35 protein-coding genes are annotated in these 22,210 nt (G+C 56.7%); 12 read left to right on the top strand and 23 right to left on the bottom strand.

Annotation, left to right across the window (positions count from 1 at the left end; genetic code table 11):
- The 6 genes from ACR0E2_RS09255 to ACR0E2_RS09230 all read left to right on the top strand — a co-directional run.
- On the top strand, window positions 1–197 hold a 197-nt coding region (locus ACR0E2_RS09255), incomplete at its 5' end, for an EF-Tu C-terminal domain-related protein (protein ID WP_480446161.1).
- A 126-nt stretch (window positions 198–323) separates the two neighbouring features.
- A complete protein-coding gene (locus ACR0E2_RS09250) occupies window positions 324–2,165 on the top strand; it encodes an amidohydrolase (RefSeq protein ID WP_480446160.1) in 1,842 nt (613 codons plus the stop codon).
- Between the two features lie 175 nt (window positions 2,166–2,340).
- On the top strand, window positions 2,341–2,655 hold the full coding sequence (rpsJ, locus tag ACR0E2_RS09245; protein ID WP_008756422.1) for a 30S ribosomal protein S10: 315 nt from the start codon (window positions 2,341–2,343) through the stop codon (window positions 2,653–2,655).
- 15 nt (window positions 2,656–2,670) lie between these two features.
- A complete protein-coding gene (gene rplC / locus ACR0E2_RS09240) occupies window positions 2,671–3,396 on the top strand; it encodes a 50S ribosomal protein L3 (RefSeq protein WP_152459170.1) in 726 nt (241 codons plus the stop codon).
- Window positions 3,393–4,010: a 50S ribosomal protein L4 gene (rplD, locus tag ACR0E2_RS09235; protein WP_155148664.1), complete on the top strand. Its 618-nt coding sequence runs from the start codon at window positions 3,393–3,395 to the stop codon at window positions 4,008–4,010. Before rplC ends, rplD begins: the two co-directional genes overlap by 4 nt.
- Complete coding sequence (locus tag ACR0E2_RS09230) at window positions 4,007–4,303, top strand: 50S ribosomal protein L23 (protein ID WP_068348029.1); 297 nt, start codon at window positions 4,007–4,009, stop codon at window positions 4,301–4,303. The genes rplD and ACR0E2_RS09230 overlap by 4 nt, the downstream gene beginning before the upstream one ends.
- 90 nt (window positions 4,304–4,393) lie before the next feature.
- Here the strand turns inward: ACR0E2_RS09230 and ACR0E2_RS09225 are convergent, their stop codons facing one another.
- Window positions 4,394–4,738 (bottom strand): MarR family winged helix-turn-helix transcriptional regulator, encoded by a 345-nt coding sequence (locus ACR0E2_RS09225; RefSeq protein ID WP_480446159.1) that lies wholly within the window; start codon window positions 4,736–4,738, stop codon window positions 4,394–4,396.
- A 22-nt stretch (window positions 4,739–4,760) separates the two neighbouring features.
- On the opposite strand from ACR0E2_RS09225, the gene ACR0E2_RS09220 reads away from it, so the two are divergent.
- Window positions 4,761–5,258 carry a YceI family protein gene (locus ACR0E2_RS09220; protein WP_480446158.1) on the top strand — a complete coding sequence of 166 codons (498 nt, stop codon included), beginning with the start codon at window positions 4,761–4,763 and terminating at the stop codon, window positions 5,256–5,258.
- 37 nt (window positions 5,259–5,295) lie between these two features.
- Window positions 5,296–5,976, top strand: coding sequence for a hypothetical protein (locus ACR0E2_RS09215; RefSeq protein WP_480446157.1), 681 nt, complete (start codon window positions 5,296–5,298; stop codon window positions 5,974–5,976).
- A 218-nt stretch (window positions 5,977–6,194) separates the two neighbouring features.
- Here the strand turns inward: ACR0E2_RS09215 and ACR0E2_RS09210 are convergent, their stop codons facing one another.
- The 13 genes from ACR0E2_RS09210 to rpmC all read right to left on the bottom strand — a co-directional run bounded on the left by ACR0E2_RS09210 (window position 6,195) and on the right by rpmC (window position 11,503).
- Window positions 6,195–6,356, bottom strand: coding sequence for a DUF1127 domain-containing protein (locus ACR0E2_RS09210; RefSeq protein ID WP_224859333.1), 162 nt, complete (start codon window positions 6,354–6,356; stop codon window positions 6,195–6,197).
- A 360-nt stretch (window positions 6,357–6,716) separates the two neighbouring features.
- Window positions 6,717–7,100, bottom strand: coding sequence for a hypothetical protein (locus ACR0E2_RS09205; RefSeq protein ID WP_480446156.1), 384 nt, complete (start codon window positions 7,098–7,100; stop codon window positions 6,717–6,719).
- Between the two features lie 117 nt (window positions 7,101–7,217).
- Entirely contained in the window at window positions 7,218–7,406 is a 189-nt protein-coding gene (gene rpmD / locus ACR0E2_RS09200) for a 50S ribosomal protein L30 (RefSeq protein WP_050605831.1), read from the bottom strand.
- 12 nt (window positions 7,407–7,418) lie between these two features.
- Window positions 7,419–7,988 carry a 30S ribosomal protein S5 gene (gene rpsE / locus ACR0E2_RS09195; protein ID WP_155148691.1) on the bottom strand — a complete coding sequence of 190 codons (570 nt, stop codon included), beginning with the start codon at window positions 7,986–7,988 and terminating at the stop codon, window positions 7,419–7,421.
- 115 nt (window positions 7,989–8,103) lie between these two features.
- On the bottom strand, window positions 8,104–8,463 hold the full coding sequence (gene rplR / locus ACR0E2_RS09190; RefSeq protein WP_152459162.1) for a 50S ribosomal protein L18: 360 nt from the start codon (window positions 8,461–8,463) through the stop codon (window positions 8,104–8,106).
- 11 nt (window positions 8,464–8,474) lie between these two features.
- Entirely contained in the window at window positions 8,475–9,008 is a 534-nt protein-coding gene (rplF, locus tag ACR0E2_RS09185; RefSeq protein WP_170467582.1) for a 50S ribosomal protein L6, read from the bottom strand.
- A gap of 11 nt (window positions 9,009–9,019) precedes the next feature.
- Window positions 9,020–9,412 carry a 30S ribosomal protein S8 gene (rpsH, locus tag ACR0E2_RS09180; protein ID WP_068340741.1) on the bottom strand — a complete coding sequence of 131 codons (393 nt, stop codon included), beginning with the start codon at window positions 9,410–9,412 and terminating at the stop codon, window positions 9,020–9,022.
- A gap of 13 nt (window positions 9,413–9,425) precedes the next feature.
- The gene (gene rpsN, locus ACR0E2_RS09175) at window positions 9,426–9,731 is read right to left on the bottom strand and encodes a 30S ribosomal protein S14 (RefSeq protein ID WP_010437098.1); all 306 of its coding nucleotides are present in this window, start codon (window positions 9,729–9,731) and stop codon (window positions 9,426–9,428) included.
- 19 nt (window positions 9,732–9,750) lie between these two features.
- Window positions 9,751–10,311 carry a 50S ribosomal protein L5 gene (gene rplE, locus ACR0E2_RS09170; RefSeq protein ID WP_152459160.1) on the bottom strand — a complete coding sequence of 187 codons (561 nt, stop codon included), beginning with the start codon at window positions 10,309–10,311 and terminating at the stop codon, window positions 9,751–9,753.
- Entirely contained in the window at window positions 10,304–10,615 is a 312-nt protein-coding gene (gene rplX / locus ACR0E2_RS09165) for a 50S ribosomal protein L24 (RefSeq protein ID WP_152459159.1), read from the bottom strand. The genes rplE and rplX overlap by 8 nt, the downstream gene beginning before the upstream one ends.
- Window positions 10,616–10,617: 2 nt before the next feature.
- On the bottom strand, window positions 10,618–10,986 hold the full coding sequence (rplN, locus tag ACR0E2_RS09160) for a 50S ribosomal protein L14 (protein WP_039523372.1): 369 nt from the start codon (window positions 10,984–10,986) through the stop codon (window positions 10,618–10,620).
- A 75-nt stretch (window positions 10,987–11,061) separates the two neighbouring features.
- Window positions 11,062–11,292: a 30S ribosomal protein S17 gene (gene rpsQ / locus ACR0E2_RS09155; protein WP_152459158.1), complete on the bottom strand. Its 231-nt coding sequence runs from the start codon at window positions 11,290–11,292 to the stop codon at window positions 11,062–11,064.
- A 4-nt stretch (window positions 11,293–11,296) separates the two neighbouring features.
- Entirely contained in the window at window positions 11,297–11,503 is a 207-nt protein-coding gene (gene rpmC, locus ACR0E2_RS09150; RefSeq protein ID WP_093965352.1) for a 50S ribosomal protein L29, read from the bottom strand.
- A 329-nt stretch (window positions 11,504–11,832) separates the two neighbouring features.
- Between rpmC and ACR0E2_RS09145 the strand changes: the two genes are divergently transcribed.
- Window positions 11,833–12,204 (top strand): hypothetical protein, encoded by a 372-nt coding sequence (locus ACR0E2_RS09145; protein WP_480446155.1) that lies wholly within the window; start codon window positions 11,833–11,835, stop codon window positions 12,202–12,204.
- Window positions 12,205–12,286: 82 nt separating this feature from the next.
- Here the strand turns inward: ACR0E2_RS09145 and ACR0E2_RS09140 are convergent, their stop codons facing one another.
- From ACR0E2_RS09140 to ettA, 9 genes are all read right to left on the bottom strand, one after another.
- On the bottom strand, window positions 12,287–12,673 hold the full coding sequence (locus ACR0E2_RS09140) for a hypothetical protein (RefSeq protein ID WP_480446154.1): 387 nt from the start codon (window positions 12,671–12,673) through the stop codon (window positions 12,287–12,289).
- 117 nt (window positions 12,674–12,790) lie between these two features.
- Window positions 12,791–13,411 carry a 2OG-Fe(II) oxygenase family protein gene (locus tag ACR0E2_RS09135; RefSeq protein WP_480446153.1) on the bottom strand — a complete coding sequence of 207 codons (621 nt, stop codon included), beginning with the start codon at window positions 13,409–13,411 and terminating at the stop codon, window positions 12,791–12,793.
- Window positions 13,412–13,645: 234 nt separating this feature from the next.
- A complete protein-coding gene (gene rplP, locus ACR0E2_RS09130) occupies window positions 13,646–14,059 on the bottom strand; it encodes a 50S ribosomal protein L16 (protein WP_117872242.1) in 414 nt (137 codons plus the stop codon).
- 12 nt (window positions 14,060–14,071) lie between these two features.
- Window positions 14,072–14,779 carry a 30S ribosomal protein S3 gene (gene rpsC / locus ACR0E2_RS09125; protein WP_171229110.1) on the bottom strand — a complete coding sequence of 236 codons (708 nt, stop codon included), beginning with the start codon at window positions 14,777–14,779 and terminating at the stop codon, window positions 14,072–14,074.
- Window positions 14,779–15,159, bottom strand: a complete 381-nt coding sequence (gene rplV, locus ACR0E2_RS09120) for a 50S ribosomal protein L22 (protein WP_039538267.1) — start codon at window positions 15,157–15,159, stop codon at window positions 14,779–14,781. Before rplV ends, rpsC begins: the two co-directional genes overlap by 1 nt.
- 3 nt (window positions 15,160–15,162) lie before the next feature.
- Window positions 15,163–15,441: a 30S ribosomal protein S19 gene (gene rpsS, locus ACR0E2_RS09115; protein ID WP_068348022.1), complete on the bottom strand. Its 279-nt coding sequence runs from the start codon at window positions 15,439–15,441 to the stop codon at window positions 15,163–15,165.
- Between the two features lie 3 nt (window positions 15,442–15,444).
- The gene (rplB, locus tag ACR0E2_RS09110; protein WP_008757664.1) at window positions 15,445–16,287 is read right to left on the bottom strand and encodes a 50S ribosomal protein L2; all 843 of its coding nucleotides are present in this window, start codon (window positions 16,285–16,287) and stop codon (window positions 15,445–15,447) included.
- A 380-nt stretch (window positions 16,288–16,667) separates the two neighbouring features.
- Window positions 16,668–17,597 (bottom strand): hypothetical protein, encoded by a 930-nt coding sequence (locus ACR0E2_RS09105; RefSeq protein WP_480446152.1) that lies wholly within the window; start codon window positions 17,595–17,597, stop codon window positions 16,668–16,670.
- 133 nt (window positions 17,598–17,730) lie between these two features.
- Entirely contained in the window at window positions 17,731–19,398 is a 1,668-nt protein-coding gene (ettA, locus tag ACR0E2_RS09100; RefSeq protein WP_480446151.1) for an energy-dependent translational throttle protein EttA, read from the bottom strand.
- A gap of 136 nt (window positions 19,399–19,534) precedes the next feature.
- Between ettA and ACR0E2_RS09095 the strand changes: the two genes are divergently transcribed.
- The 3 genes from ACR0E2_RS09095 to dacB all read left to right on the top strand — a co-directional run bounded on the left by ACR0E2_RS09095 (window position 19,535) and on the right by dacB (window position 22,203).
- Window positions 19,535–20,005 (top strand): MOSC domain-containing protein, encoded by a 471-nt coding sequence (locus ACR0E2_RS09095; RefSeq protein ID WP_480446150.1) that lies wholly within the window; start codon window positions 19,535–19,537, stop codon window positions 20,003–20,005.
- Window positions 20,006–20,037: 32 nt separating this feature from the next.
- Window positions 20,038–20,658, top strand: coding sequence for a nicotinate-nucleotide adenylyltransferase (locus ACR0E2_RS09090; protein WP_480446149.1), 621 nt, complete (start codon window positions 20,038–20,040; stop codon window positions 20,656–20,658).
- Between the two features lie 66 nt (window positions 20,659–20,724).
- A complete protein-coding gene (gene dacB, locus ACR0E2_RS09085) occupies window positions 20,725–22,203 on the top strand; it encodes a D-alanyl-D-alanine carboxypeptidase/D-alanyl-D-alanine endopeptidase (protein WP_480446148.1) in 1,479 nt (492 codons plus the stop codon).
- Window positions 22,204–22,210 lie beyond the last annotated feature (7 nt).

Raw genomic sequence — 22,210 nt, 5'->3', positions numbered from 1 at the left:
AGTTCTACTTCCGTACGACGGACGTGACCGGCACCGTGACCCTGGCCGAAGGCACCGAGATGGTCATGCCCGGCGACAACGTGTCGTTCGGTGTTGAGCTGATCGCGCCGATCGCGATGGAAAACGGCCTGCGTTTCGCGATCCGCGAAGGCGGCCGCACCGTCGGTGCCGGCGTCGTGTCGAAAATCATCGAGTAATTCGCGCAAGCGAATGATCAGACGGAAAGGGCGCCCCGCGGGGCGCCCTTTTTCAGTTTCGGAAACGCACACCGAGATGTTACCCTTTTCCGTATTGAAACATTGCAATTCGAAAGAGGTTATAAGATGCACGTAACGGCACGTTCACTCTGTCTTGCCGCAGCAATCGCGTTTTCATCCACCTCGGCATCGTCCCAACAAATCGCGGATCGCATTTATCTTGGCGGTCCAATCGTCACGATGAATGACGAAGGCCCCTCCGCCGAAGCGGTTGCAGTCAAAGACGGGCGTATTCTGGCCGTCGGATCGCTGTCTGATCTATCTGCGTATCAAGGTGATGGAACGGAAACCTTCGATCTGAACGGACGCGCGATGCTGCCGGGCTTTGTGGACAGCCACGGGCATGTTGTCATGGGAGGTTTGCAGGCACTGTCAGCCAACCTTCTCGCGCCGCCGGATGGAGATGTCGTTGATATCGCAAGCCTGCAATCAACACTGTCCAACTGGGCCGCTGAGAATGCGGAAGCCGTTGAGCAGGTGAAAATGATCGTTGGCTTTGGTTACGACAACGCGCAGCTGAAAGAGCTGCGTCACCCGACACGGCAAGAACTGGATATGGTGTCCCAAGACTTGCCGGTCATCATCATTCATCAATCCGGGCATTTGGGGGTCGCAAATTCAAAAGCTCTGGAGTTGGCAGGTATCACCGCCACCTCAGAAGCACCTCCGGGCGGTGTGATTCAGCGCGATGAAGCTGGTGAGCCTAACGGCGTTCTGGAAGAATACGCGTTCTTTTCGGTTCTTGTTCCCATGCTTGGAAATCTGGGTGAGAAAGGCTTGGCGGCATTCGCGAAGGCCGGAACAGAGCTTTGGGCTAAGTTTGGATATACAACCGGACAAGAAGGCCGATCGTCCGGTGAGATTGTCGAGGTTCTCAGGAAAGTTGCAGCCGAAGAAGGGCTGCCCATCGATGTGGTCGCGTTTCCAGACGTTTTGGAAGCTCGGGAGTTCATCGGAGAAAACACATCAGCAGACTACGAGAACCGGGTCCGGGTTGGGGGTTGCAAGCTGACAATCGACGGTTCACCGCAGGGTTTCACAGCCTTGCGGGATCGACCCTATTACAATCCGGTTGGAAATTATGCCGCCGGGTATGCCGGATATGCCGCCATAACGATGGAGCAGCTTCAGGACGCGGTGAACTGGTGTTATGAGAACGGCTTCCAGATCCTTGTGCATTCCAACGGCGAAGGAGCATCCGATATGCTGATTGCGGCCCTTGAAGAAGCGCAGATCAAGTATGGCGACCCAGGCAACCGCCCCGTTCTGATACACGGCCAGTTTCTGAGGGAGGATCAGGTTGCCAGTTTCAAACGGCTTGGCGTGTTCCCGTCGCTTTTCCCGATGCACACGTTCTATTGGGGCGATTGGCACCGGGATCATACTGTGGGACCGGTCAATGCCGACAACATCTCACCCACGGGATGGCTGCGAGAAAGGGACATGATGTTCGGCACACATCACGATGCCCCGGTCGCGTTTCCCGACAGTATGCGGGTTCTTGCCGCGACGGTCACTCGCCGCACCCGTTCGGGCGACATATTGGGGCCGCATCAAAGGGTGGACGTCATGACTGCACTTAAGGCCATGACTATTTGGCCTGCGTGGCAGCATTTTGAGGAAAACGAGAAGGGGTCGATTGAAGTCGGAAAAGTTGCAGACTTTGTGATCTTGTCTGACGATCCTACGACGGTCGACCCAGAGACCCTAGCCGAGCTCAAAGTGCTTGTAACCGTCAAAGGTGATGAGGTTGTTTACGAAGCTGAAGAAGGTGTCAGAGAGGGAAAGATGCGTTTTTCTCCATTTTCCAGTGACCCAGTTATTGCGCATCTTTTTATGCACGCGGTTTACCAAGGAATGAAGGTCGAAAGTCCATGGTTAACCAATGGCGTTTCTGGAGGTGAATAGAAGGTTTTCATTCTGGCATTTGCCTCTTGCAAAAACGCTCAGGTCGCTTTAGTACGCGCGAGTTCTCAATAAGAACATCAAGGCGGGGTGATTCCCGCCTTTTGGGTTCGATGAGGGTTGGCGATGCGCGTCTGTCCTCCTCTCAACTCCAACGCCTGAATAAAAGGCTGTTAATATGCAAAGCCAAAACATCCGTATTCGGCTGAAGGCATTTGACTATCGCGTTCTGGATGCCAGCACGCAAGAGATCGTCAACACTGCCAAGCGGACCGGCGCGAACGTGCGCGGACCGATCCCGCTGCCGAACAAGATCGAGAAGTTCACGGTTCTCCGTGGCCCTCACGTTGACAAGAAATCCCGCGACCAGTTCGAGATCCGCACTCACAAGCGTCTTCTCGACATCGTTGATCCGACCCCCCAGACCGTTGACGCGCTGATGAAGCTCGACCTCGCTGCTGGTGTGGACGTCGAGATCAAGTTGCAGTCGTAATCGGAGGGTATGAGAATGCGCTCTGGTATTATCGCAAAAAAAGTTGGCATGACCCGCCTGTTCATGGAAGACGGCAAGCAGATCCCTGTGACCGTTCTTCACCTGGACAACCTGCAGGTCGTTGCACAGCGGACCGCTGACAAAGATGGCTACACTGCCGTTCAGCTGGGCGCCGGTGCTGCCAAGGCAAAACGCACCTCGAAAGCCATGCGCGGTCACTATGCCGCTGCCAAGGTCGAGCCCAAGCGTAAGCTGGCCGAGTTCCGCGTCTCCGAAGATGGCCTGATCGAAGTGGGTGCCGAGATTTCGGCAGAACACTTCCTGGAAGGTCAGAAGGTTGACGTTTCGGGCACCTCGATCGGTAAAGGCTTTGCCGGTGCGATGAAGCGCCACAACTTCGGTGGTCTGCGCGCCTCGCACGGTGTTTCGATCAGCCACCGTTCGCACGGTTCGACCGGTCAGTGTCAGGACCCGGGCAAGGTGTTCAAAGGCAAGAAGATGGCCGGTCACATGGGTGCTGCCCGTGTAACGACCCAGAACCTGGAAGTCGTCAAAACCGACGCCGAGCGTGGTCTGGTCTTCATCAAAGGCGCCGTTCCCGGACCGAAATCGGGCTGGGTCACCGTCAAGGACGCCGTGAAGAAGAAAGCACCGGAAGGCCTGCCTTTCCCGGCTGCTGTGAAATCGGCTGCATCTGATGCACCTGCGGAAGAAGCTCCCGCGGAAGGTGGTGAAGCATGAAACTTGATGTAATCAAACTGGACGGCGGCAAAGCCGGCGACATCGAGCTGAACGCCGATCTGTTCGGTCTCGAGCCGCGTGCGGACATCCTGCACCGTGTGGTCCGTTGGCAGCGCAACAACGCGCAGGCCGGCACCCACAAGGTCAAGACCCGCTCGGAAACCAGCTACTCGACCAAGAAGATCTATCGCCAGAAGGGCACCGGTGGCGCACGCCATGGTGACCGCAACGCGCCGATCTTCCGCAAGGGTGGCATCTACAAGGGCCCGACCCCTCGTTCGCACGGCCACGACCTGCCGAAGAAGTTCCGCAAGCTTGGCCTGCGCCACGCTCTGTCGGCCAAAGCCAAAGCAGGTGAACTGGTTGTGATCGAGAACGCCGAAGCCGAAGGCAAGACCGCCGCTCTGGCCAAACAGGTTGCAAACCTGGGCTGGAAACGCGCTCTGGTCATCGACGGTGCGACCGTGAACGAAGGTTTCCTGAAGGCGTCGCGCAACATCGAAGGTCTGGATATCCTGCCGTCGATGGGTGCAAACGTTTATGACATCCTCAAGCGTGACACCCTGGTGCTCACCAAAGCGGCTGTCGAAGCACTGGAGGCTCGACTGAAATGAGCGCGAAGGCAGAACACTACGACGTGATCCGCAAGCCGATCATCACCGAAAAGTCGACCATGGCGTCCGAAAACGGCGCGGTTGTCTTCGAAGTGGCGATCGACAGCAACAAGCCGCAGATCAAAGAGGCCGTTGAGGCTCTGTTTGGTGTGAAGGTCAAAGCGGTGAACACCACCGTGACCAAAGGCAAGGTCAAGCGGTTCCGCGGCCAGTTGGGCAAGCGGAAAGACGTCAAGAAGGCCTATGTGACCCTGGAAGAGGGTAACACCATCGACGTGACCACCGGTCTCTGATCGGACCCGTCGTTTAGAAAATCAGAACCCCCGCGAGAGCGGGGGTTTTTTTTTGGCACAGACTGTGTACTCTGCGCCCTTAGCGGCTTCCTATTCAGCTTGCTTGCGCGCGGTTTCGATGAAGGCCTGCCAGCCATCCGACTTGCCAAAGGCGCGCATCTTTTCGTGCAGCAAGGGGCCGTAGATTTCCCACATACGTTTTCGCAGCTCTTTCCCCTTGTCGGTGATCTTCAGGACTTTACCCCGCCGGTCACCGTCAAAGGACACAAATGTGATCAGTCCTTCTGCAACCAGGCGCCTGCTCAAATGGGACAGGTTCGATTGCTCGAATATGGTGTCCTGAGCCAGCTCGTAGGGGCGCAGTTGGCCGCCGTGCCGCTCGAGGGACCAAAGGATATCGTACCATTTCAAAGGTGGCAGGCCAGCGTCTTTCAAGGCGGCACTGATTTCAAACTGGATGAGCCGTGTCGTCCGGTTCAGCTGGAGCCATGCAGGGGTGTCCACCCAGCATGGCGAATTCACCAAAGTCGAAGGTGTGCTGGATCTGAACGCGGATGATGTCGAGGCATCGACACTGAACGTGACGATCGACACAAACAGCCTGTCCTCGGGGTTTGGGCCTTTGGACGATCACCTTAAGTCAGCGGATTTTCTCGAGGTCGAAACCTATCCGGAAATCACTTTCGTCAGTACGAGAATTGAACGGACGGGCGACACCACGGCGGATGTGACCGGCGACCTCACCATTCATGGTGTAACCAAACCTGTAACTCTGAAAGCCACGCTGACTCACCAAGGCCCGCATCCGCTGGGCGGTGCCATTGAATACTATCAAGGCGACTGGGTGGCGTTCTCGGCAGAAGCTGAGATTGACCACACGGAGTTTGGTGTCGGACCATTCTCGACCGGGCCGATCACCATCCTCATCGACACCGAGATGAAGGCTGACGGGTAAGAATGGTAAGTCAGCCCGCTGGCGCTACATTAATGCTATGGCTGACTCAAAGAACACACCGCAGCATGGAAGAAAGCAGCACACATTGCTACGACGCTTGCTGGGTGGTTTCACGACCTCGGCAGTTCAAACTGATGAGGTCGCTTTCGTCTCTGATCCAACAGCTGAACGTGAGCAGGTGCTGGAGAAGATGCGCGCTTTTAACGGTGAGCCGTATTTCCAGATAGCAGATGAAAAGCTGGGGCTCTTGTCGGTATTTGATGATCTGAAATACGATCGGGCGGATGTGGACATGATCTCTCCGGCGATGCGTAAGCATGTTGTAACCAAGCTTGGTCCGTTGGGGTTTCGGCAGATTTCCGGTACGGTGCTGGAGCACGTGAAAGCCGACACGCGTGTACATATTCCAAAGTTCCACGCCCTCGGCGCGTCGCCCTTTGACATTACGCGCTACACAGACAAGCGCGCTCAGGATTATTGCTTGCTGACCCCGACGCAGGTGGCTTGCCAGTTCATCGATCACTATGTGTTGGACGACGCAGTGCAGCGGATCGAAGCGCTTGTTGAGAAGCACCCAATTAATCTGCTAAAGCTGGCGGATTATCTGGAAGGCAAACCCAAGCACCGTGCGTTTCGCGAGGTTCTCGGCCATATCAAGCTCAAACAGCGGATTGCAGTGGAGTCTGAACCACTCTGCCGCAGGCGGTCTTTGGGGTAGGGCGTCAGAAGGTCAGGGGTCAGGGAAACGTATGTTGCGGGAGCCCACGGTTGGAAACCGCCGTAGAGCCGGATTTTAGCTCCGTACAGCGGCATTGTGATCTTCAGTGGGCCTCTTATCCTGCTGTTACGCGTCTACTGGTCGTGCTGTGAGCCAACGCGTGATACAAAAAAAGGCGCCATTCGGCGCCTTTGTGTATTTCTGCGGATTATCCGCGATTAAGAGCAGTAAACATGTTTGTGCGCAATATCTGCAATGTCGCAGCGGCGGATGCCGATGTCATCCAGTTCGCGGTTGGTCAGGCTTTGCAGTTCGCGGTATGTGCGCTGATATTCAGCGGCCCGTTTGCGTGCGGTTTTGATCCGTTCGATCATGTCCATGATCCGGGTGCCGAAGTTGAAGCCGGTATTTGTCAGTGTTGCGGTTGTCATTTCTGTGTTCCTTTCTCAAATCAGGGCGAATTCCCTGACGTTACCTTTTGTGTTCCTTGTTTGGACAAGGCTGAGATAGGGTTAATAGTTATCGCTAACAATACAGGTTTGGGTCTAGCCGCTATGCGTTTTCGGTATGACAAAGGTTGATCCCAACGCAATACGGATCGCGCAAGACATTCGGAATATTATGTACTTGCGTCAGAAGCATTCAGAAACTGCTGTAACGGCGCTTCTCCTATTGAACGCAGGCCGTGTGGCAGTGCTAACGCCTTGTGATAAAGCTGTACGAAATGGCCTAATAACCGACTATTTCCTAATCTTCCCCTCGTATCGCTCTTTTTGTTCATTAACCAGAATCAGTTTGCCGTTGTTCACGACGTAAAGATCAAACCGGGGGTTTTGATATCCAATGCAACGCATTCCGTTGTCATAGAATTTGTATGAGTTTGCTTTCCATGTTTGGCCATCCCTTTTGTAGGAATAGGTTCCGTCGGAAAAATATGTTTCTGTGTCTTTGCCAGTGTAAACGACTTTGCGTCCCGCTAGGTTGTTTTGGAGCCAGGCTGCATTCACTCTCTGGTCGCCGTCTGAGAAATAGCTTTTCGAAAGTTTTGGAGCCTTGTTAGGGCAGGCTGCGTGCGCTGAGACACCAATGGCCGTCGCGCAGAGCGCGGATAGGAACAGTTTCATCTTTTCTCACTCTTTAATCAAAATGGATCAAAACGATACGTCAGACGCAGTTAAACGCAAGAAAAAACGCCCCTGAAAAATATCAGGGGCGTTTCATACTCTGCGAAGATTTAGCGCTTAGCCGCGCTCTTCGACGATCTCTACCAGATGCGGGATCTTGCGGATCATGCCGCGGACCGAAGGAGTATCTTCCAGCTCACGGGTTTTGTGCATCTTGTTCAGGCCCAGGCCGATCAGGGTTGCGCGCTGTTCAGCGGGGCGGCGGATCGGGGAACCGATCTGCTTGACGACGATGGTTTTTGCCATGGGTCGCTCTCCTTATGCTTCTGCTTCAGCAGCAGCCGGTGCTTCGTCCCGCTTGGGCAGGATGTCGGCAACCTTTTTGCCACGACGTGCGGCAACCGAACGCGGGCTCTGCTCTTTTTGCAGGCCGTTGATGGTGGCGCGGATCATGTTGTACGGGTTCTGCGAGCCCAGCGACTTGGACACAACGTCCTTGACGCCCAGCATTTCGAACACGGCACGCATCGGACCACCGGCGATGATACCAGTACCTTCAGGTGCGGTGCGCATAACCACTTTACCGGCGCCGTGACGGCCCTCGATGTCGTGGTGCAGGGTCCGACCTTCGCGCAGTTGCACGCGGATCATCTGACGCTTGGCTTGTTCGGTCGCCTTGCGGATGGCCTCGGGTACTTCTTTCGCTTTACCCTTGCCAAAGCCCACGCGGCCTTTCTGATCGCCGACAACCACCAGAGCGGCGAAGCCAAAGCGCTTACCACCTTTTACGGTTTTCGACACGCGGTTGATCGCAACCAGACGATCTGCAAATTCCGGTGCTTCCTCACGGTCGCGGCCACGGCCCCGACGGTTTTCACGTTCTGCCATTTGGCATCCCTTTTCTCATGTGGCGCATACGGCGCCGTTTCTTCAATCCAAGTGAGCCCCGACTGTTGCCGAGGCCCCCGGATCATCGGGGCGGATCGAAACCCGCCCGCAGGTCTTAGATCTTCAGACCACCTTCACGCGCGGCGTCGGCCAGAGCCTTCACTTTGCCGTGGAACAGGAAGCCACCACGATCGAAATAGGCCTCTTCGACGCCTGCCTTCTTGGCACGCTCTGCGATGGCCGCGCCGACTTTGGTCGCCGCATCGATGTTGTTTTTGCCAACAACGCCCAGATCCTTTTCCAGGGTCGAGGCCGAGGCCAGGGTCACGCCACGTACGTCGTCGATCAACTGAACAGAGATGTTCTTGTTCGAACGGTGTACCGACAGACGCGGACGACCCGCGTTGACCTTGCGAAGTTTGTTCCGAACGCGCAGGCGGCGCTTCAGAAACAGGGTTCTTTTGCTGTTTGCCATTGTGTTCGTCCTTACTTCTTCTTGCCTTCCTTGCGGAAGATGAACTCGCCCTTGTAGCGGATGCCTTTGCCTTTGTAAGGCTCGGGGCGGCGCCACTCGCGGATTTTCGCCGCGGTTTCGCCCACCAGCTGCTGGTCGATACCTTCCACAACGATTTCGGTCTGCTTCGGCGCGGTGATGGTGACACCTTCCGGAGCAGTGAAATCAACATCGTGGCTGTAGCCCAGGTTCAGTTTCAGGGTGTTGCCCTGCATCTGAGCCCGGTAACCAACACCCTGGATCTCCAGCTCTTTTTTGAAGCCGGTCGTCACACCGGTTACCAGGTTGGCAACCATGGTGCGGCTCATGCCCCACTGCTGGCGGGCACGCTTGGACATGCCACGGGGGTCGATCTTGACCACGTTGTCTTCAACCGACAGCGTCACGTCGTCGGTGGCGGTGAAGCTGCGGGTGCCTTTCGGACCTTTGACTTCGATGGTCTGGCCGGACACAGAGGCGGTAACGCCGCTGGGCAGCTCGACCGGTTTTTTACCAATACGAGACATTGCAGACCTCCTTAGAAGACGGTGCAGAGCACTTCGCCGCCAACATTGTTGGAGCGAGCGTTTGCGTCCGACATCACACCTTTCGGAGTGCTGACAATCGACACACCCAGACCCTGACGGACCTGCGGGATGTCATTGACGCCCATGTATACGCGACGGCCAGGCTTCGAGACCCGCTTCAGTTCGCGAATGACAGGGGTGCCTTCGTAGTACTTCAGGCTGATTTCGATGGCCGGATGACCGTTTTCACCGGTCGTCTTTTCATAGCCACGGATGTAGCCTTCGTCCGCCAGCACGTCCAGAACCCAACCGCGCAGCTTGGAAGCCGGGGTGGAAACGGTGGACTTGCCGCGCATTTGCGCGTTGCGGATACGGGTGAGCATATCGCCGATAGGATCATTCATATCTATGTCTCCCTTACCAGCTCGATTTCACCATGCCGGGGATCTGACCAGCAGAACCCAGCTCGCGCAGCGCGATACGGCTGACCTTCAGCTTACGGTAGTAAGCGTGGGGACGACCTGTCAGCTGACAGCGGTTGTGCAGACGTGTGGCCGAGCTGTTGCGCGGCAGCTTCGCCAGTTTCAGACGCGCTTTGAAGCGCTCTTCCATCGGCTTGCTCTCGTCATTCGCGATTTCTTTCAGCTCGGCACGCTTCGCGGCATATTTGGCCACCAGGCGTTCGCGCTTCTTTTCGCGTTCGATCATTGCTTTTTTAGCCATGTCTCAATCCTCCCGGCGCTTATGCGTTGAACGGCATGTTGAACGCTTTCAACAGTGCCTTTGCTTCAGCGTCGGTTTTCGCTGTGGTGGCAATTACGATATCCATGCCCCAGACCTCGTCGACCTTGTCGAAATCGATTTCCGGGAAAACGATGTGCTCTTTCATGCCCATGGCAAAGTTGCCCTGACCATCGAAAGAAGGCTTTACACCGCGGAAGTCACGAACGCGCGGCAGCGCGATGGTGATCAGACGATCCAGGAATTCGTACATCCGGTCACCACGCAGGGTCACTTTCGCGCCCAGCGGCATGTCCTCACGGACGCGGAAGCCCGCGATCGACTTCTTCGCCTTGGTTGCAACGGCCTTTTGACCGGCAATCGCAGTCAGATCCTCGACCGCAGCTTTCGCTTTCTTCGAGTCTTTGACGGCCTCGGCACCACAGCCGATGTTCAGAACGATCTTCTCCAGCTTGGGCAGCTGCATGTCGTTCTTGTAACCGAACTCTTCTTTCAGAGCGGCACGGATGGTTTCAACGTACTGAGTTTTCAGACGCGGGGTGTAGGTTGCGTTATCAAGCATCGATCACGTCCCCTGTGGTCTTGGCAAAGCGGACCTTCTTGTCACCTTCCATGCGGAAGCCAACGCGGGTCGCTTTGCCGTTCTTGTCCAGCAGTGCCAGGTTCGACAGGTCGATCGGGTTTGCCTGAGGCAGACGACCACCTTGCGAGTTTTGCGACTGGCGGGTGTGACGGATGGCGATGTTGATGCCATCAACAACAGCTTTTCCGGCTTTGGGGTCAACCGAGGAAATGGTGCCCTCTTTGCCCTTGTCCTTGCCGGCCAGCACGACGACCTTGTCGCCTTTGCGGAGTTTAGCAGCCATGATTACAGCACCTCCGGAGCCAGCGAGATGATTTTCATGAAGTTCTTGCCGCGCAGTTCACGAACAACGGGGCCAAAGATACGGGTACCGATCGGCTCGTTGTTGTTGTTCAGGATGACGGCGGCGTTGCGATCGAAACGGATCGCGGTGCCGTCTTCGCGACGGACTTCCTTGGCGGTGCGCACGACGACGGCCTTGCGGACGTCACCTTTCTTCACGCGGCCGCGCGGGATGGCTTCCTTCACCGAGACGACAATGATGTCGCCGACGGAGGCGTATTTACGCTTGGAACCACCCAGGACCTTGATGCACTGAACTCGGCGAGCGCCGGAGTTGTCAGCGACATCCAGATTGGTCTGCATCTGGATCATGTGGTTTCTCCCGACCTGTGGGGGCTGGTCTTGTTAATTCCCCCAGGGTTTCGACAAATGGAAAGGTCTGGGGGCTTACGCCTCCAGAACCTCCCAACGTTTCGTCTTCGATTTCGGCGCGCATTCGATGATGCGTACGGTGTCGCCGACCTTGAAGGCGTTCTTTTCGTCATGAGCCCGGTATTTCTTGGACTTACGAACGGTTTTGTGCAGCAGCGGGTGCTTGAAACGGCGTTCAACCGAAACAGTCACGGTCTGCTCGTTGGCGTCGCTGGTTACTACTCCGGACAGGATACGCTTGGGCATGGGATTACTCCTCCGATGCCGCGGCAGCGGCCTTTTCGTTCAGAATGGTTTTGACGCGGGCAGCATTGCGGCGGGCCGCTTTGATACCAGCCGTATTTTCCAGCTGACCGGTTGCCTGTTGAAAGCGCAGATTAAAGCTTTCTTTCTTCAGGTTGGCCAGTTCCTCGCGGAGCTGGTCCGGGGTCTTTTCACGCAGTTCTTGGGCGTTCATCGCCTTTTTCCTTTGCTCAAAACACCAGAAGGCCCCGTACACGGGTCACCTTGGACCTGGTGGATGAATGATAGACATGCGAATCGCCCGACAACGCCGGGCGAAACGCAGGATGCCGCCGTATAAGGGTTTAGGGAGTGGGGGGCAAGGGAAAGTTTCTCTGCCGATTTCAATGTGTGAATTGAATCAGCATCGGGCCATACCGGTCGCTGGAATGAACCGCAGAACATTGCCGCGACCTAAGGTGAAAATTTAGTGTTTCCCTCAGCAGGTTTGCCAACCTAACATCGGTCTGCCATTATTGCGACCATTAAAAAGTGAGGTGTTTTATGCAAAATTCTAAATTAGCTACATTCACATTCGCGGCCCTGATGTGTGCGTCCACTACAATAGCCGCCCCCGACGGCAAATGGACCCTGACCATCAATTCCAGCCGCCCTTGGCAGATGGATATTGCGGTCACAAACAACACACCGCAGGTGCTTGCCGCTCATGGGATCACACCGGAAGGCATTAAAGTCAGAAAGGTCACGGACGATCGGCTTCAATTCGACGCCATAATTTCCAAACAAGGCAGTTGCTCATCCGGAAGTGTGATGAAATTTGATCTCAAATTCAAAAATGGCGCCTATAAATCCGGGTCTGTGAATGGAAATTGCATTGGATTCCCCAAGTTCCGTGCGCGGGTCAGCGCAAAGTAGCAAGTCAGTGACTCAGACCCAGATGAAGCCGAAACCGGCATTGCTTTTTGTCCCGATTTCCTTCCTTCAGCGCGCGCTCGGCTCAATAGCCAAGTCTCGCCATGGTTCGGCGAGTGATTTCCTCGAAGGACCAAGCATCTGGCACGCGGGGCAGCCACAACTTTCCGTGCTCACCGCTAAGGAAAAGAGCCGTTCTTGACCCGCGGAAACCTTGGATACCTTCCAGCCTCAAGTCACTGACTACGCCTTCGGAATCCAAAACAACCACGCGTTGGGTAGTGATTACGTACACGGTTCTTCGGAACAGAAAGTGTATCACGACCCACGGGAACACCATGAGTGTCGGCGCAAAAAACGCAATCAGTATTGCATCTGCCAAAGAAGGCAATAATCGCGCCCGAACCGCGTAGACGGGTTGTTCGTTCTCTTCCAGAACGAGTGGTTCAATTTCATCAAAAAAGTCAGTCAATGCCGCGACGATTATCTAATAAACAGTGTATATGATGCGCTTTCATTCGGATGTGCTTTGGCTGTTCGCCCCCCTCAATCGCTCCACCGGAGCGATTGCCGCTGCGCGGACCGGGGCTCACTCCCACTTATAGTTGAAGCTGACAGATATCCGCTCTTCCTCGGCCATGTTCATCGGGACCTCGTGGCGCAGCCAGCTTTCCCAAAGCAGGACATCCCCCACCTGCGGTTTCATGTAGATGAATGGCTGCAAATCGCGCCGCCCACCTTTCAGACGCGTCGGCGCAGCCATCATGCGACCTGATCGCGGGTCTTCCAGTTTCAGCGCGCTCGCCCCCTCGGGCATCGCCACATAGGTCGTGCCCGAGATCACACTGTACGGGTGCAGGTGGCTGGAATGCATGCCACCCTCGGGCAGGATGTTGATCCACAGGTCTTCCAGCTTCAACGCGCCTTCGCCCAGATCGAACTCCAGATCTTTGGCGAAGGCCGCCACGTGCTGATCCAGTACCTTCACCAGTTCGGCGAAGATCGGGAAACGCCAGGGCAGATCGGTCAGCGAGGCATAGCTGGTGTAGCCGGGATAGCCGTTATCCTCACACCATTGCTGCCCGGCCTCGTCATCTTCGGCGATGACAAGGCACGAGTTTTCCAGCTCTTCCGCATCGATCCCGGGACCGAACTCGGACAAAGCTGCGCGATAAAGACGGGTTACGAAGAGTGATTCAATCTGTGCCATAGCGCCCTCTTAACCCAGCATCATCGCGATTGCGATGGCTCTTTTGCGAGGCTCTGCCTCGCGCTCCGGGATATTTTTTGCCAGATGAAATCCGGATCCCCTGCTTCATCTGGCCAAAAAAATCCCGGGGGAGTCGCGGCTTGCCGCGGCGGGGGCAGCGCCCCCAAAATGATAACCCCCGCCGGTTTCCCGACAGGGGTCAATTTTGTTACGAACGGGAAAAACCCGGATCGCTTACCAGTCTTCGCGAACCACGACGCGGGTCTTGATCGGCAGCTTCATCGCGGCCAGGCGCAGGGCCTCGCGGGCGATGTCGTCATTGACGCCGTCGATCTCGAACATCACGCGGCCGGGCTTGACCTTGCAAACCCAGCGGTCCACCGAACCCTTACCTTTACCCATACGAACTTCGATCGGCTTTGCAGTGACCGGAGTGTCGGGGAAGATACGGATCCAGACACGACCCTGACGTTTCATGTGACGGGTCATGGCACGACGTGCAGCTTCGATCTGACGTGCGGTGACGCGCTCGGGCTGCAGGGCTTTCAGACCGTAGGTGCCAAAGTTCAGATCAGAGCCGCCCTTGGCTTCTCCCTTGATCCGGCCTTTGTGCATCTTGCGGAATTTCGTACGCTTTGGTTGAAGCATCTCAAATCCTCCTTAGCGACGGCCGCCTGCACCGCGAGGTGCCGGACCATCCTGGAGTTCCTGTGCTTTACGGTCACGTGCCTGCGGATCGTGCTCCATGATCTCACCTTTGAAGATCCAGACCTTGATCCCGATAATCCCGTACGGGGTCATCGCTTCGGCATGTGCGTAATCGATGTCGGCACGCAGGGTGTGCAGAGGCACGCGGCCTTCGCGGTACCACTCGGTCCGTGCGATTTCGGCACCGCCCAGACGGCCAGCGACGTTCACCCGGATACCCAGGGCGCCCATGCGCATGGCGTTCTGAACCGAGCGCTTCATTGCGCGACGGAACGAAACACGACGTTCCAGCTGCTGAGCGATCGACTCGGCAACCAGCTGCGCGTCAAGCTCGGGCTTGCGCACTTCGACGATGTTCAGGTGCAGTTCGCTGTCGGTCATCTGGGCCAGCTTCTTGCGCAGAACTTCGATGTCTGCACCTTTCTTGCCGATGATAACACCCGGACGTGCGGTGTGGATCGTGACGCGGCACTTCTTGTGCGGACGTTCGATGATCACACGTGCAACACCGGCCTGCTTGCACTCTTTCTGGATGAACTCACGGATCTTGATGTCTTCCAGAAGAAGATCACCGTAATCCTTGGTGTCAGCGTACCAGCGGCTGTCCCAGGTGCGGTTGACCTGCAGGCGCATGCCGATCGGATTGACTTTATGTCCCATTAGGCTTGCTCCTCAACTTGACGCACCTTGATGGTGATCTCCGAGAACGGCTTCATGATCTTGCCGAAACGGCCGCGGGCACGCGGGCGACCGCGCTTCATGACCAGGTTCTTGCCAACCCAGGCTTCGGCGACGATCAGTTCGTCAACGTCCAGGTTGTGGTTGTTTTCGGCATTCGCGATTGCGGACTGCAGGCACTTCTTGACGTCCTGCGCGACACGCTTGTTCGAGAAAGTCAGGTCGGTCAGAGCCTTCTCGACTTTCTTGCCGCGGATCATTTGCGCAACCAGGTTCAGTTTCTGCGGGCTGGTGCGAAGCATGCGAGTTTTCGCCATTGCTTCGTTTTCAGCCACGCGGCGGGGGTTCTTTTCCTTGCCCATGACTTACTTCCGCTTCGCTTTTTTGTCTGCGGCGTGACCATAGTAGGTACGAGTTGGCGAGTATTCACCGAACTTCTGACCAATCATGTCTTCCGTGACGTTTACCGGGATATGCTTCTGGCCATTGTACACACCAAAGGTCAGACCCACGAATTGGGGCAGAATGGTGGAACGACGCGACCAGATCTTGATGACTTCGTTGCGGCCCGACTCGCGCGCTGCTTCGGCTTTTTTCAGCACATAAGCATCGACGAAAGGACCCTTCCAAACAGAGCGAGACATAGATTAACGTCCCTTCTTCTTGGCGTGCCGCGAGCGGATGATCAGCTTCTGGGACGCTTTGTTCTTGTTGCGGGTACGCTTACCCTTGGTGTCCTTACCCCACGGTGTAACCGGTGTACGGCCACCCGAGGTACGACCTTCACCACCACCGTGCGGGTGATCGATCGGGTTCATTGCAACACCACGAACCGACGGACGAACGCCTTTGTGGCGCATACGACCGGCTTTACCGAGGTTCTGGTTCGAGTTGTCGGGGTTGGACACGGCACCAACGGTGGCCATGCATTCCTGACGGACCATGCGCAGCTCGCCCGAGCTCAGACGGATCTGAGCGTAGCCGCCATCGCGACCAACGAACTGAGCGTAAGTACCGGCCGCACGTGCGATCTGACCGCCTTTGCCAGGCTTCATCTCGATATTGTGGACGATTGTACCAATGGGCATGCCCGAGAACGGCATTGCGTTGCCCGGCTTGATGTCGGCCTTGGCAGATGCCACGACTTTGTCACCAACAGCCAGACGCTGCGGAGCCAGGATATAGGCCTGCTCGCCGTCTTCGTATTTTACCAGTGCGATGAATGCGGTCCGGTTCGGGTCATATTCGATCCGCTCGACGGTTGCCGCGACATCAAATTTGTTCCGTTTGAAGTCAACGATCCGGTAGAGACGCTTTGCGCCACCGCCGCGGCGGCGTGAAGTGATCCGTCCGGTGTTGTTCCGGCCGCCCGATTTGGTCAAACCCTCTGTGAGAGACTTGACCGGACGTCCTTTCCAAAGCTCCGAACGGTCGATCAGCACCAGCCCGCGCTGGCCCGGCGTCGTCGGCTTGTACGACTTGAGTGCCATGCTTTCTGTCTTCCGTTTAGCAAGTGCGAGGGGGTTCCCCGCTATGTGAGAGGCCCCCGCAGGTGCCAAGGGTATAGGGCCCCGAAGGTCCCCGGTTCAAAATATCTAAGGCCCCGGAACGAATCCGAGGCCGCAAGATTGGGAGCGTTTAGCAGTGTTGGGGCCGGGTGACAAGAGAGAGTGTCAAACTTCTTCTGTGGCCGTGAAAACGACACGTAATCTTGACGCTGTTTTGAGGTTCGCATCTGCGTTTGTCGATTTTTTCAGGTATCTCGCGATGGTTTCAGTCGGCGAAGAAGGCCGCTCCGTTGCGTTCATCCAAAGGTTTTCAGCCCTGAGCGTTGCGAGAGATTGGTTGGAAGGTTATCCCTCTTCGCCTTTTAATCTACGAACACGACGCGAATGAATTTCTTCAAACGAAGAACCCAAAACAACATAAATGCAAGCCAGGCTATCGCGAAGATAATGGTGTTTGTTGCTTTCCAATCGATTCTTTTGGTGATGTCCTTGGGGTCAATCTCATACAAGTAACCGGAAAAAACGACCGTTTCCGGTGTATCGCATTTGGTATATGCCGTCTCGGCTGGGGGAAAGCCTTGGTCTTCCGGTGGAATAGGCATTCCGTCCAGAAATATTCCCCTTTCTTCCTCGAACCTTGCGATATTTTCGTTGTTGTCCAGAATGAGCAGCGAGTTTTGAGTGCAATTCGACAGAATGGAATAATCATTCTTGTTGATTTGGTCGTAAGACAGTGCGGTTCCGAGTAGGCTTATTCCTGTAATGAAACCAATCTGAAAAACCGCAAATTTGTTTATGCTTTCTTCTCGCAGGGATCGAAACAGAAGATAACCCATGAACACAGCAATATGAAAAACGATAACAAAATAAAGCACGGTGAATATTTCAAAAAATGGTCTGCTTTCGGACTTGAACAAAATGTAGAGAGAAACGAGCCCGCATATTAGACAGAACGACCGAGAGAACTTTAGCTGATGATCCATGTCGACCATGCTGTCATCGGACACCTCGGTCAGGTTTGTCGTCGTGGCCGAGTGCCCGGATGCTTTGGCGTTGTGCCGTACAACCTCGGGTGGGCGGTACAAAAAGGACAGCACGACCGTACAGGCAATCACGCAGTAAATTGGAATATGGTACATCCATCCAAATGGGCTCTCAAACAGGTTGTTCTGAGGTAACAGCAAGCACGTCAGAATTGCGACAGATACCAGCACATAGGGTGATTTGTTTGGCCGCAGATAGTCCAGAAATGGCATCAGGGGTGCAGCAAGTGCGGTGATGGGTTCTGCCATAACAATACTCAAACAAAAGAATTGCAATTAGAGTATCAAATTTGCCTGGCTTTGAGAATAACGGTAAAAAAACAGGCCGCTTGGTATTCCAAGAGCGGCCTGTTCTGGTCATCAATTTATTGCTCTGGGGCGTCTACCGCGCAAACTTTTTGTGCTTCAACCGCTTGGGCTCCAGCGCATCCGGCCCCAAACGGCGCTTTTTGTCCTCTTCGTAGTCTTCGAAGTTGCCCTCGAACCATTCCACATGGGCATCACCTTCAAAGGCCAGGATGTGCGTACAGATCCGGTCGAGGAAGAAACGATCGTGCGAGATCACCACGGCGCAGCCGGCGAAATCGACAAGGGCGTCTTCCAGCGCGCGCAGGGTTTCGACGTCCAGATCGTTGGTCGGTTCGTCGAGCAGCAGGACGTTGCCGCCCTCTTTCAGCAGGCGGGCCATGTGGACGCGGTTACGCTCACCCCCTGACAGCAGTGAAACCTTTTTCTGCTGGTCGCCGCCCTTGAAGTTGAAGGACGAGCAATAGGCGCGGGAATTGACCTGCGCGTCGCCCAGCTGAATGATCTCGGCGCCGCCGGTGATCGCCTCCCACACGGTGTCGTTGTCGTTGAGGTCGTCGCGCGACTGATCGACATAGGACAGCTGCACCGTGTCGCCGTATTCGATGGTGCCGGCATCTGGCTTTTCATGGCCGGTGAGCATTTTGAACAGGGTCGACTTACCGGCGCCGTTGGGGCCGATCACGCCGACGATGCCACCGGGCGGCAGGCTGAACGAGAGATCCTCGATCAGTTGCTTGTCGCCCATGTGCTTGGCCAGCCCATTGACGTCGATCACCTTGCTGCCAAGGCGCGGGCCGTTGGGGATGACGATCTGGGCGCGGGTCAGCTTTTCGCGTTCGGACTGTTCCGCCAGCTCGTTATAGGCGTTGATCCGGGCCTTGGATTTGGCCTGACGCGCCTTTTGACCCTGACGCATCCATTCCAGTTCGCGCTGAAGCGTCTTCTGCTTGGATTTGTCCTCGCGGGCCTCTTGCTCAAGCCGTTTGGCTTTCTGCTCCAGCCACGAGGAATAGTTGCCCTCGTACGGAATGCCACGGCCGCGGTCCAATTCGAGAATCCAACCGGTGATGTCATCCAGGAAATAACGGTCGTGGGTGACGATCAGGATGGTGCCTTTGTAGTCGATCAGGTGCTGTTGCAGCCAGGCGATGGTCTCGGCGTCCAGGTGGTTGGTCGGTTCGTCCAAGAGCAGCATGTCGGGCGCTTCCAGCAGCAGCTTGCACAGCGCCACGCGGCGTTTCTCACCGCCCGAAAGATTGGCGATGTCGGCGTCGTCCGGCGGGCAGCGCAGCGCCTCCATCGAGACATCGATCTGGCTGTCCAGATCCCACAGGTTTTCCGCGTCGATCGCGTCCTGAAGGGCGGTCATTTCCTCCATCAGCTCGTCCGAGTAGTTCTCGGCGATCTCCATCGCGATCTCGTTGAACCGGTCGACCTTGGCCTTTTTCCCGGCCACGCCCAGCATGACGTTTTCGCGAACGGTCAGGGATTCATCCAACTGCGGTTCCTGCGGCAGATAGCCGACCTTGGCGCCCTCGGCGGCCCATGCCTCGCCGGTGAAATCGGTATCCAGACCGGCCATGATCTTCATCAGCGTCGATTTACCGGCGCCGTTGACGCCGACGACACCGATTTTCACGCCGGGCAGAAAGCTGAGGTGGATGTTTTCAAAGCACTTCTTGCCACCGGGATAGGTCTTGGAGACACCCTGCATGTGGTAGACATATTGATAGGCGGCCATGTCGCGTCCTCTGGGTCGGAAAATTTGGTTGAAACGCTGGATATCCGAGCGGGACGGGCGGGGCAAGCTGGTGGTATTGTGAATTTCGTCTTTGGGTCGGGCGGCATAGTGTGGGTGCGTTGTAAATGGGGGTGTTATGTCGGAACTGGCCGAATTGAGTGCGGGTTGGGCGCAGCCCGGGTGCGTGACTTGGATCGGAGCGCGACCAGAGCGCAGGGCCGAGATGGTGTCACTTGAGGAATCCGTGATTGCTGAGGCCGGTCTGATCAGTGACCGCGCCCGCGTTGGCAAGCGAGCGGTGACTTTGATCCAGCAGGAGCATCTGGCGGCGATTGGGTCGTGCCTGGGGCAGGGGCCGGTTGCGCCTGAAATCCTACGGCGCAACCTGGTGGTTTCGGGGATCAATCTGACGGCGCTCAAAGGGCGCGAGGTGCAGGTGGGCGAGGCAATTTTGCGCCTCACCGTGATTTGTGCGCCGTGCAGCCGGATGGAAGAAGCGCTGGGCAAGGGTGGCTATTCCTCCGTGCGTGGGCACGGAGGATGGTGCGCCGAAGTCGTGCGACCCGGGCGGGTTCGGCTGGGTGATGTGGTGCAACCTGTTGATTGACAACGCCCCGCAGTTCTGAACATCAGCAGGGTATGAAGCGGTACGGCATACCCTATGCGCGACCTGGACAGGTCGTCGGTCTGTTCGGCGGGTCGTTTGATCCACCGCATCAGGGCCATGTGCACGTCACGCTTGAGGCAATGACGGCGTTCGGGCTGGATCGGGTTTGGTGGCTGGTATCGCCGGGCAATCCGTTGAAGGAACGCGGGCCCGCGCCCATAGGCAAGCGAATGGCGGCAGCGCGGAATGTGATGCAGCATCCGCGCGTCGAAGTTACGGACCTCGAGTCGCTCACAGGTACACGCGCCACTGCGGATACTCTGACAGCGTTGCAGCGATTGTATCCACAGGTGCGATTTGTCTGGCTGATGGGCGCGGACAATCTGGCGCAGTTTCACCGCTGGAAAGACTGGCGGGTGATCATGGACAGTGTCCCTGTCGGTGTGGTCGCACGGCCCGGCGACCGGATATCCGCCCGGATGTCCAGGGCGGCGCGGGTCTATGCCAAGTACAGGATCGACGGGCAGGCGCGGCATCTTTTGGGGCGGGCGCAAGCTCCGGCCTGGTGTTTCGTGAATGTGCCGATGGTTGATGTCAGTTCCACGGAAATTCGGACGCGCGGCGAATGGCGCGCGGAAGTGTTGCCGGAATAGCCTTGCCCGGCGCATAATCGCAGCGAGTGGTTGCGCGCATTTGATCTGTGGGATTTTATTCCAACTATGGCTGGTCGTTTTTCACGTCGTGTGTTTCTGGGAGGATTGGGGGCGTCTCTGATCCCGGCAGCTGGTATGGCACAGGCGCCGCTGGTCTCGCTCAGGCCGCGCGCGCGTGCGGCACTGTTGAGTGGCGCCGAGCGTTTGGTTGCGGCCGCAGGGTTGACGGGCGAAGTTGTTTTCGCCGTCGCGGATGTGGCGACCGGAAAGCCGCTGGAAGTTTTTGGTGAAGGTGCGGGCTTGCCCCCGGCCAGTGTCGGCAAGGCGATGACCGCGCTTTATGCGCTGGACGTTCTGGGGCCCGACCACCGGTTCGAAACCCGTTTGATCGCAGATGGGCCAATTGAAAACGGGATTTTGCATGGCGATCTGATACTGGCAGGCGGGGGTGACCCGCTGTTGGATACGGATGCGCTGGCCACGATGGCGGCCAACCTGCGCGAGGCCGGAATCACCGAGGTTCGAGGAGCCTTCAAGGTCTATGACGGGGCGCTGCCCTTCGTGTTCAGCATTGATCCTGGTCAGCCGGATCATGTGGGGTACAGCCCGGCGGTAAGTGGGATATCGTTGAATTTCAATCGGGTCCATTTCGAGTGGAAGCGTGCCGGTAAGGGTTACGATGTGACCATGGATGCACGCAGCGCACGATATGTGCCGGCAGTGGATGTGGCAGCCATGCGGGTCGAGAACCGCAGCTTGCCTATCTATACCTATCAGCCAAGTGCGCGGCAGGACCGCTGGACCGTGGCCAAGGGCGCGCTGGGCAATAGCGGGGCGCGCTGGCTGCCTGTGCGCAAACCCGCATTGTACGCGGGTGATGTGTTTCGTACTTTGGCCCGATCCAATGGAATCGTATTGAATCGGGTGCAAGTGACACGAGAGGCGCCAAAAGGCGTCGACCTTGTGGTGCATCGCAGCGATCCATTGAACAGTATTTTGCAGGGGATGCTGAAATATTCGACGAACCTGACGGCCGAGATGGTCGGACTGGCCGCAACCAAAGCGCGGGGCGTTGACCCGCGCAACCTGGCGGAGTCGGCGGCCGAGATGAACCGTTGGGCGTCTCAGAGCTTTGGCGTGAACGGGATCGCGATGGTCGATCATTCCGGTCTTGGCGATGCCTCGCGTATGGTGCCGGCGGATCTGGTCGCGGCCCTTGTCGCGGCCCGGAAAATGGGCGCATTGCGCCCATTGATGAAGCCTTTTACCTTGACGGATCGCAATGGGCGGCCGGTCAAGAACCACCCGATCAAGGTCGATGCCAAGACAGGCACATTGAACTTCGTATCTGGGTTGGGCGGTTTCCTGACAACTGCGGACGGGGTCGATCTGGCCTTTGCCATTTTTACGGCGGACGTGGCCCATCGCGCCAAGATTCCCCGCGCACAACGCGAACGGCCTGAGGGCGCGCGAAGCTGGAACCGCAGGTCGCGGAAACTGCAACGTGCCTTGCTGGAACGTTGGGGTTCGCTCTACGGAAGCTAAAACTCGC

This window comes from Ruegeria sp. A4 (genome assembly GCF_056543025.1).
This window is presented reverse-complemented; position numbering and strand designations above follow the sequence as displayed.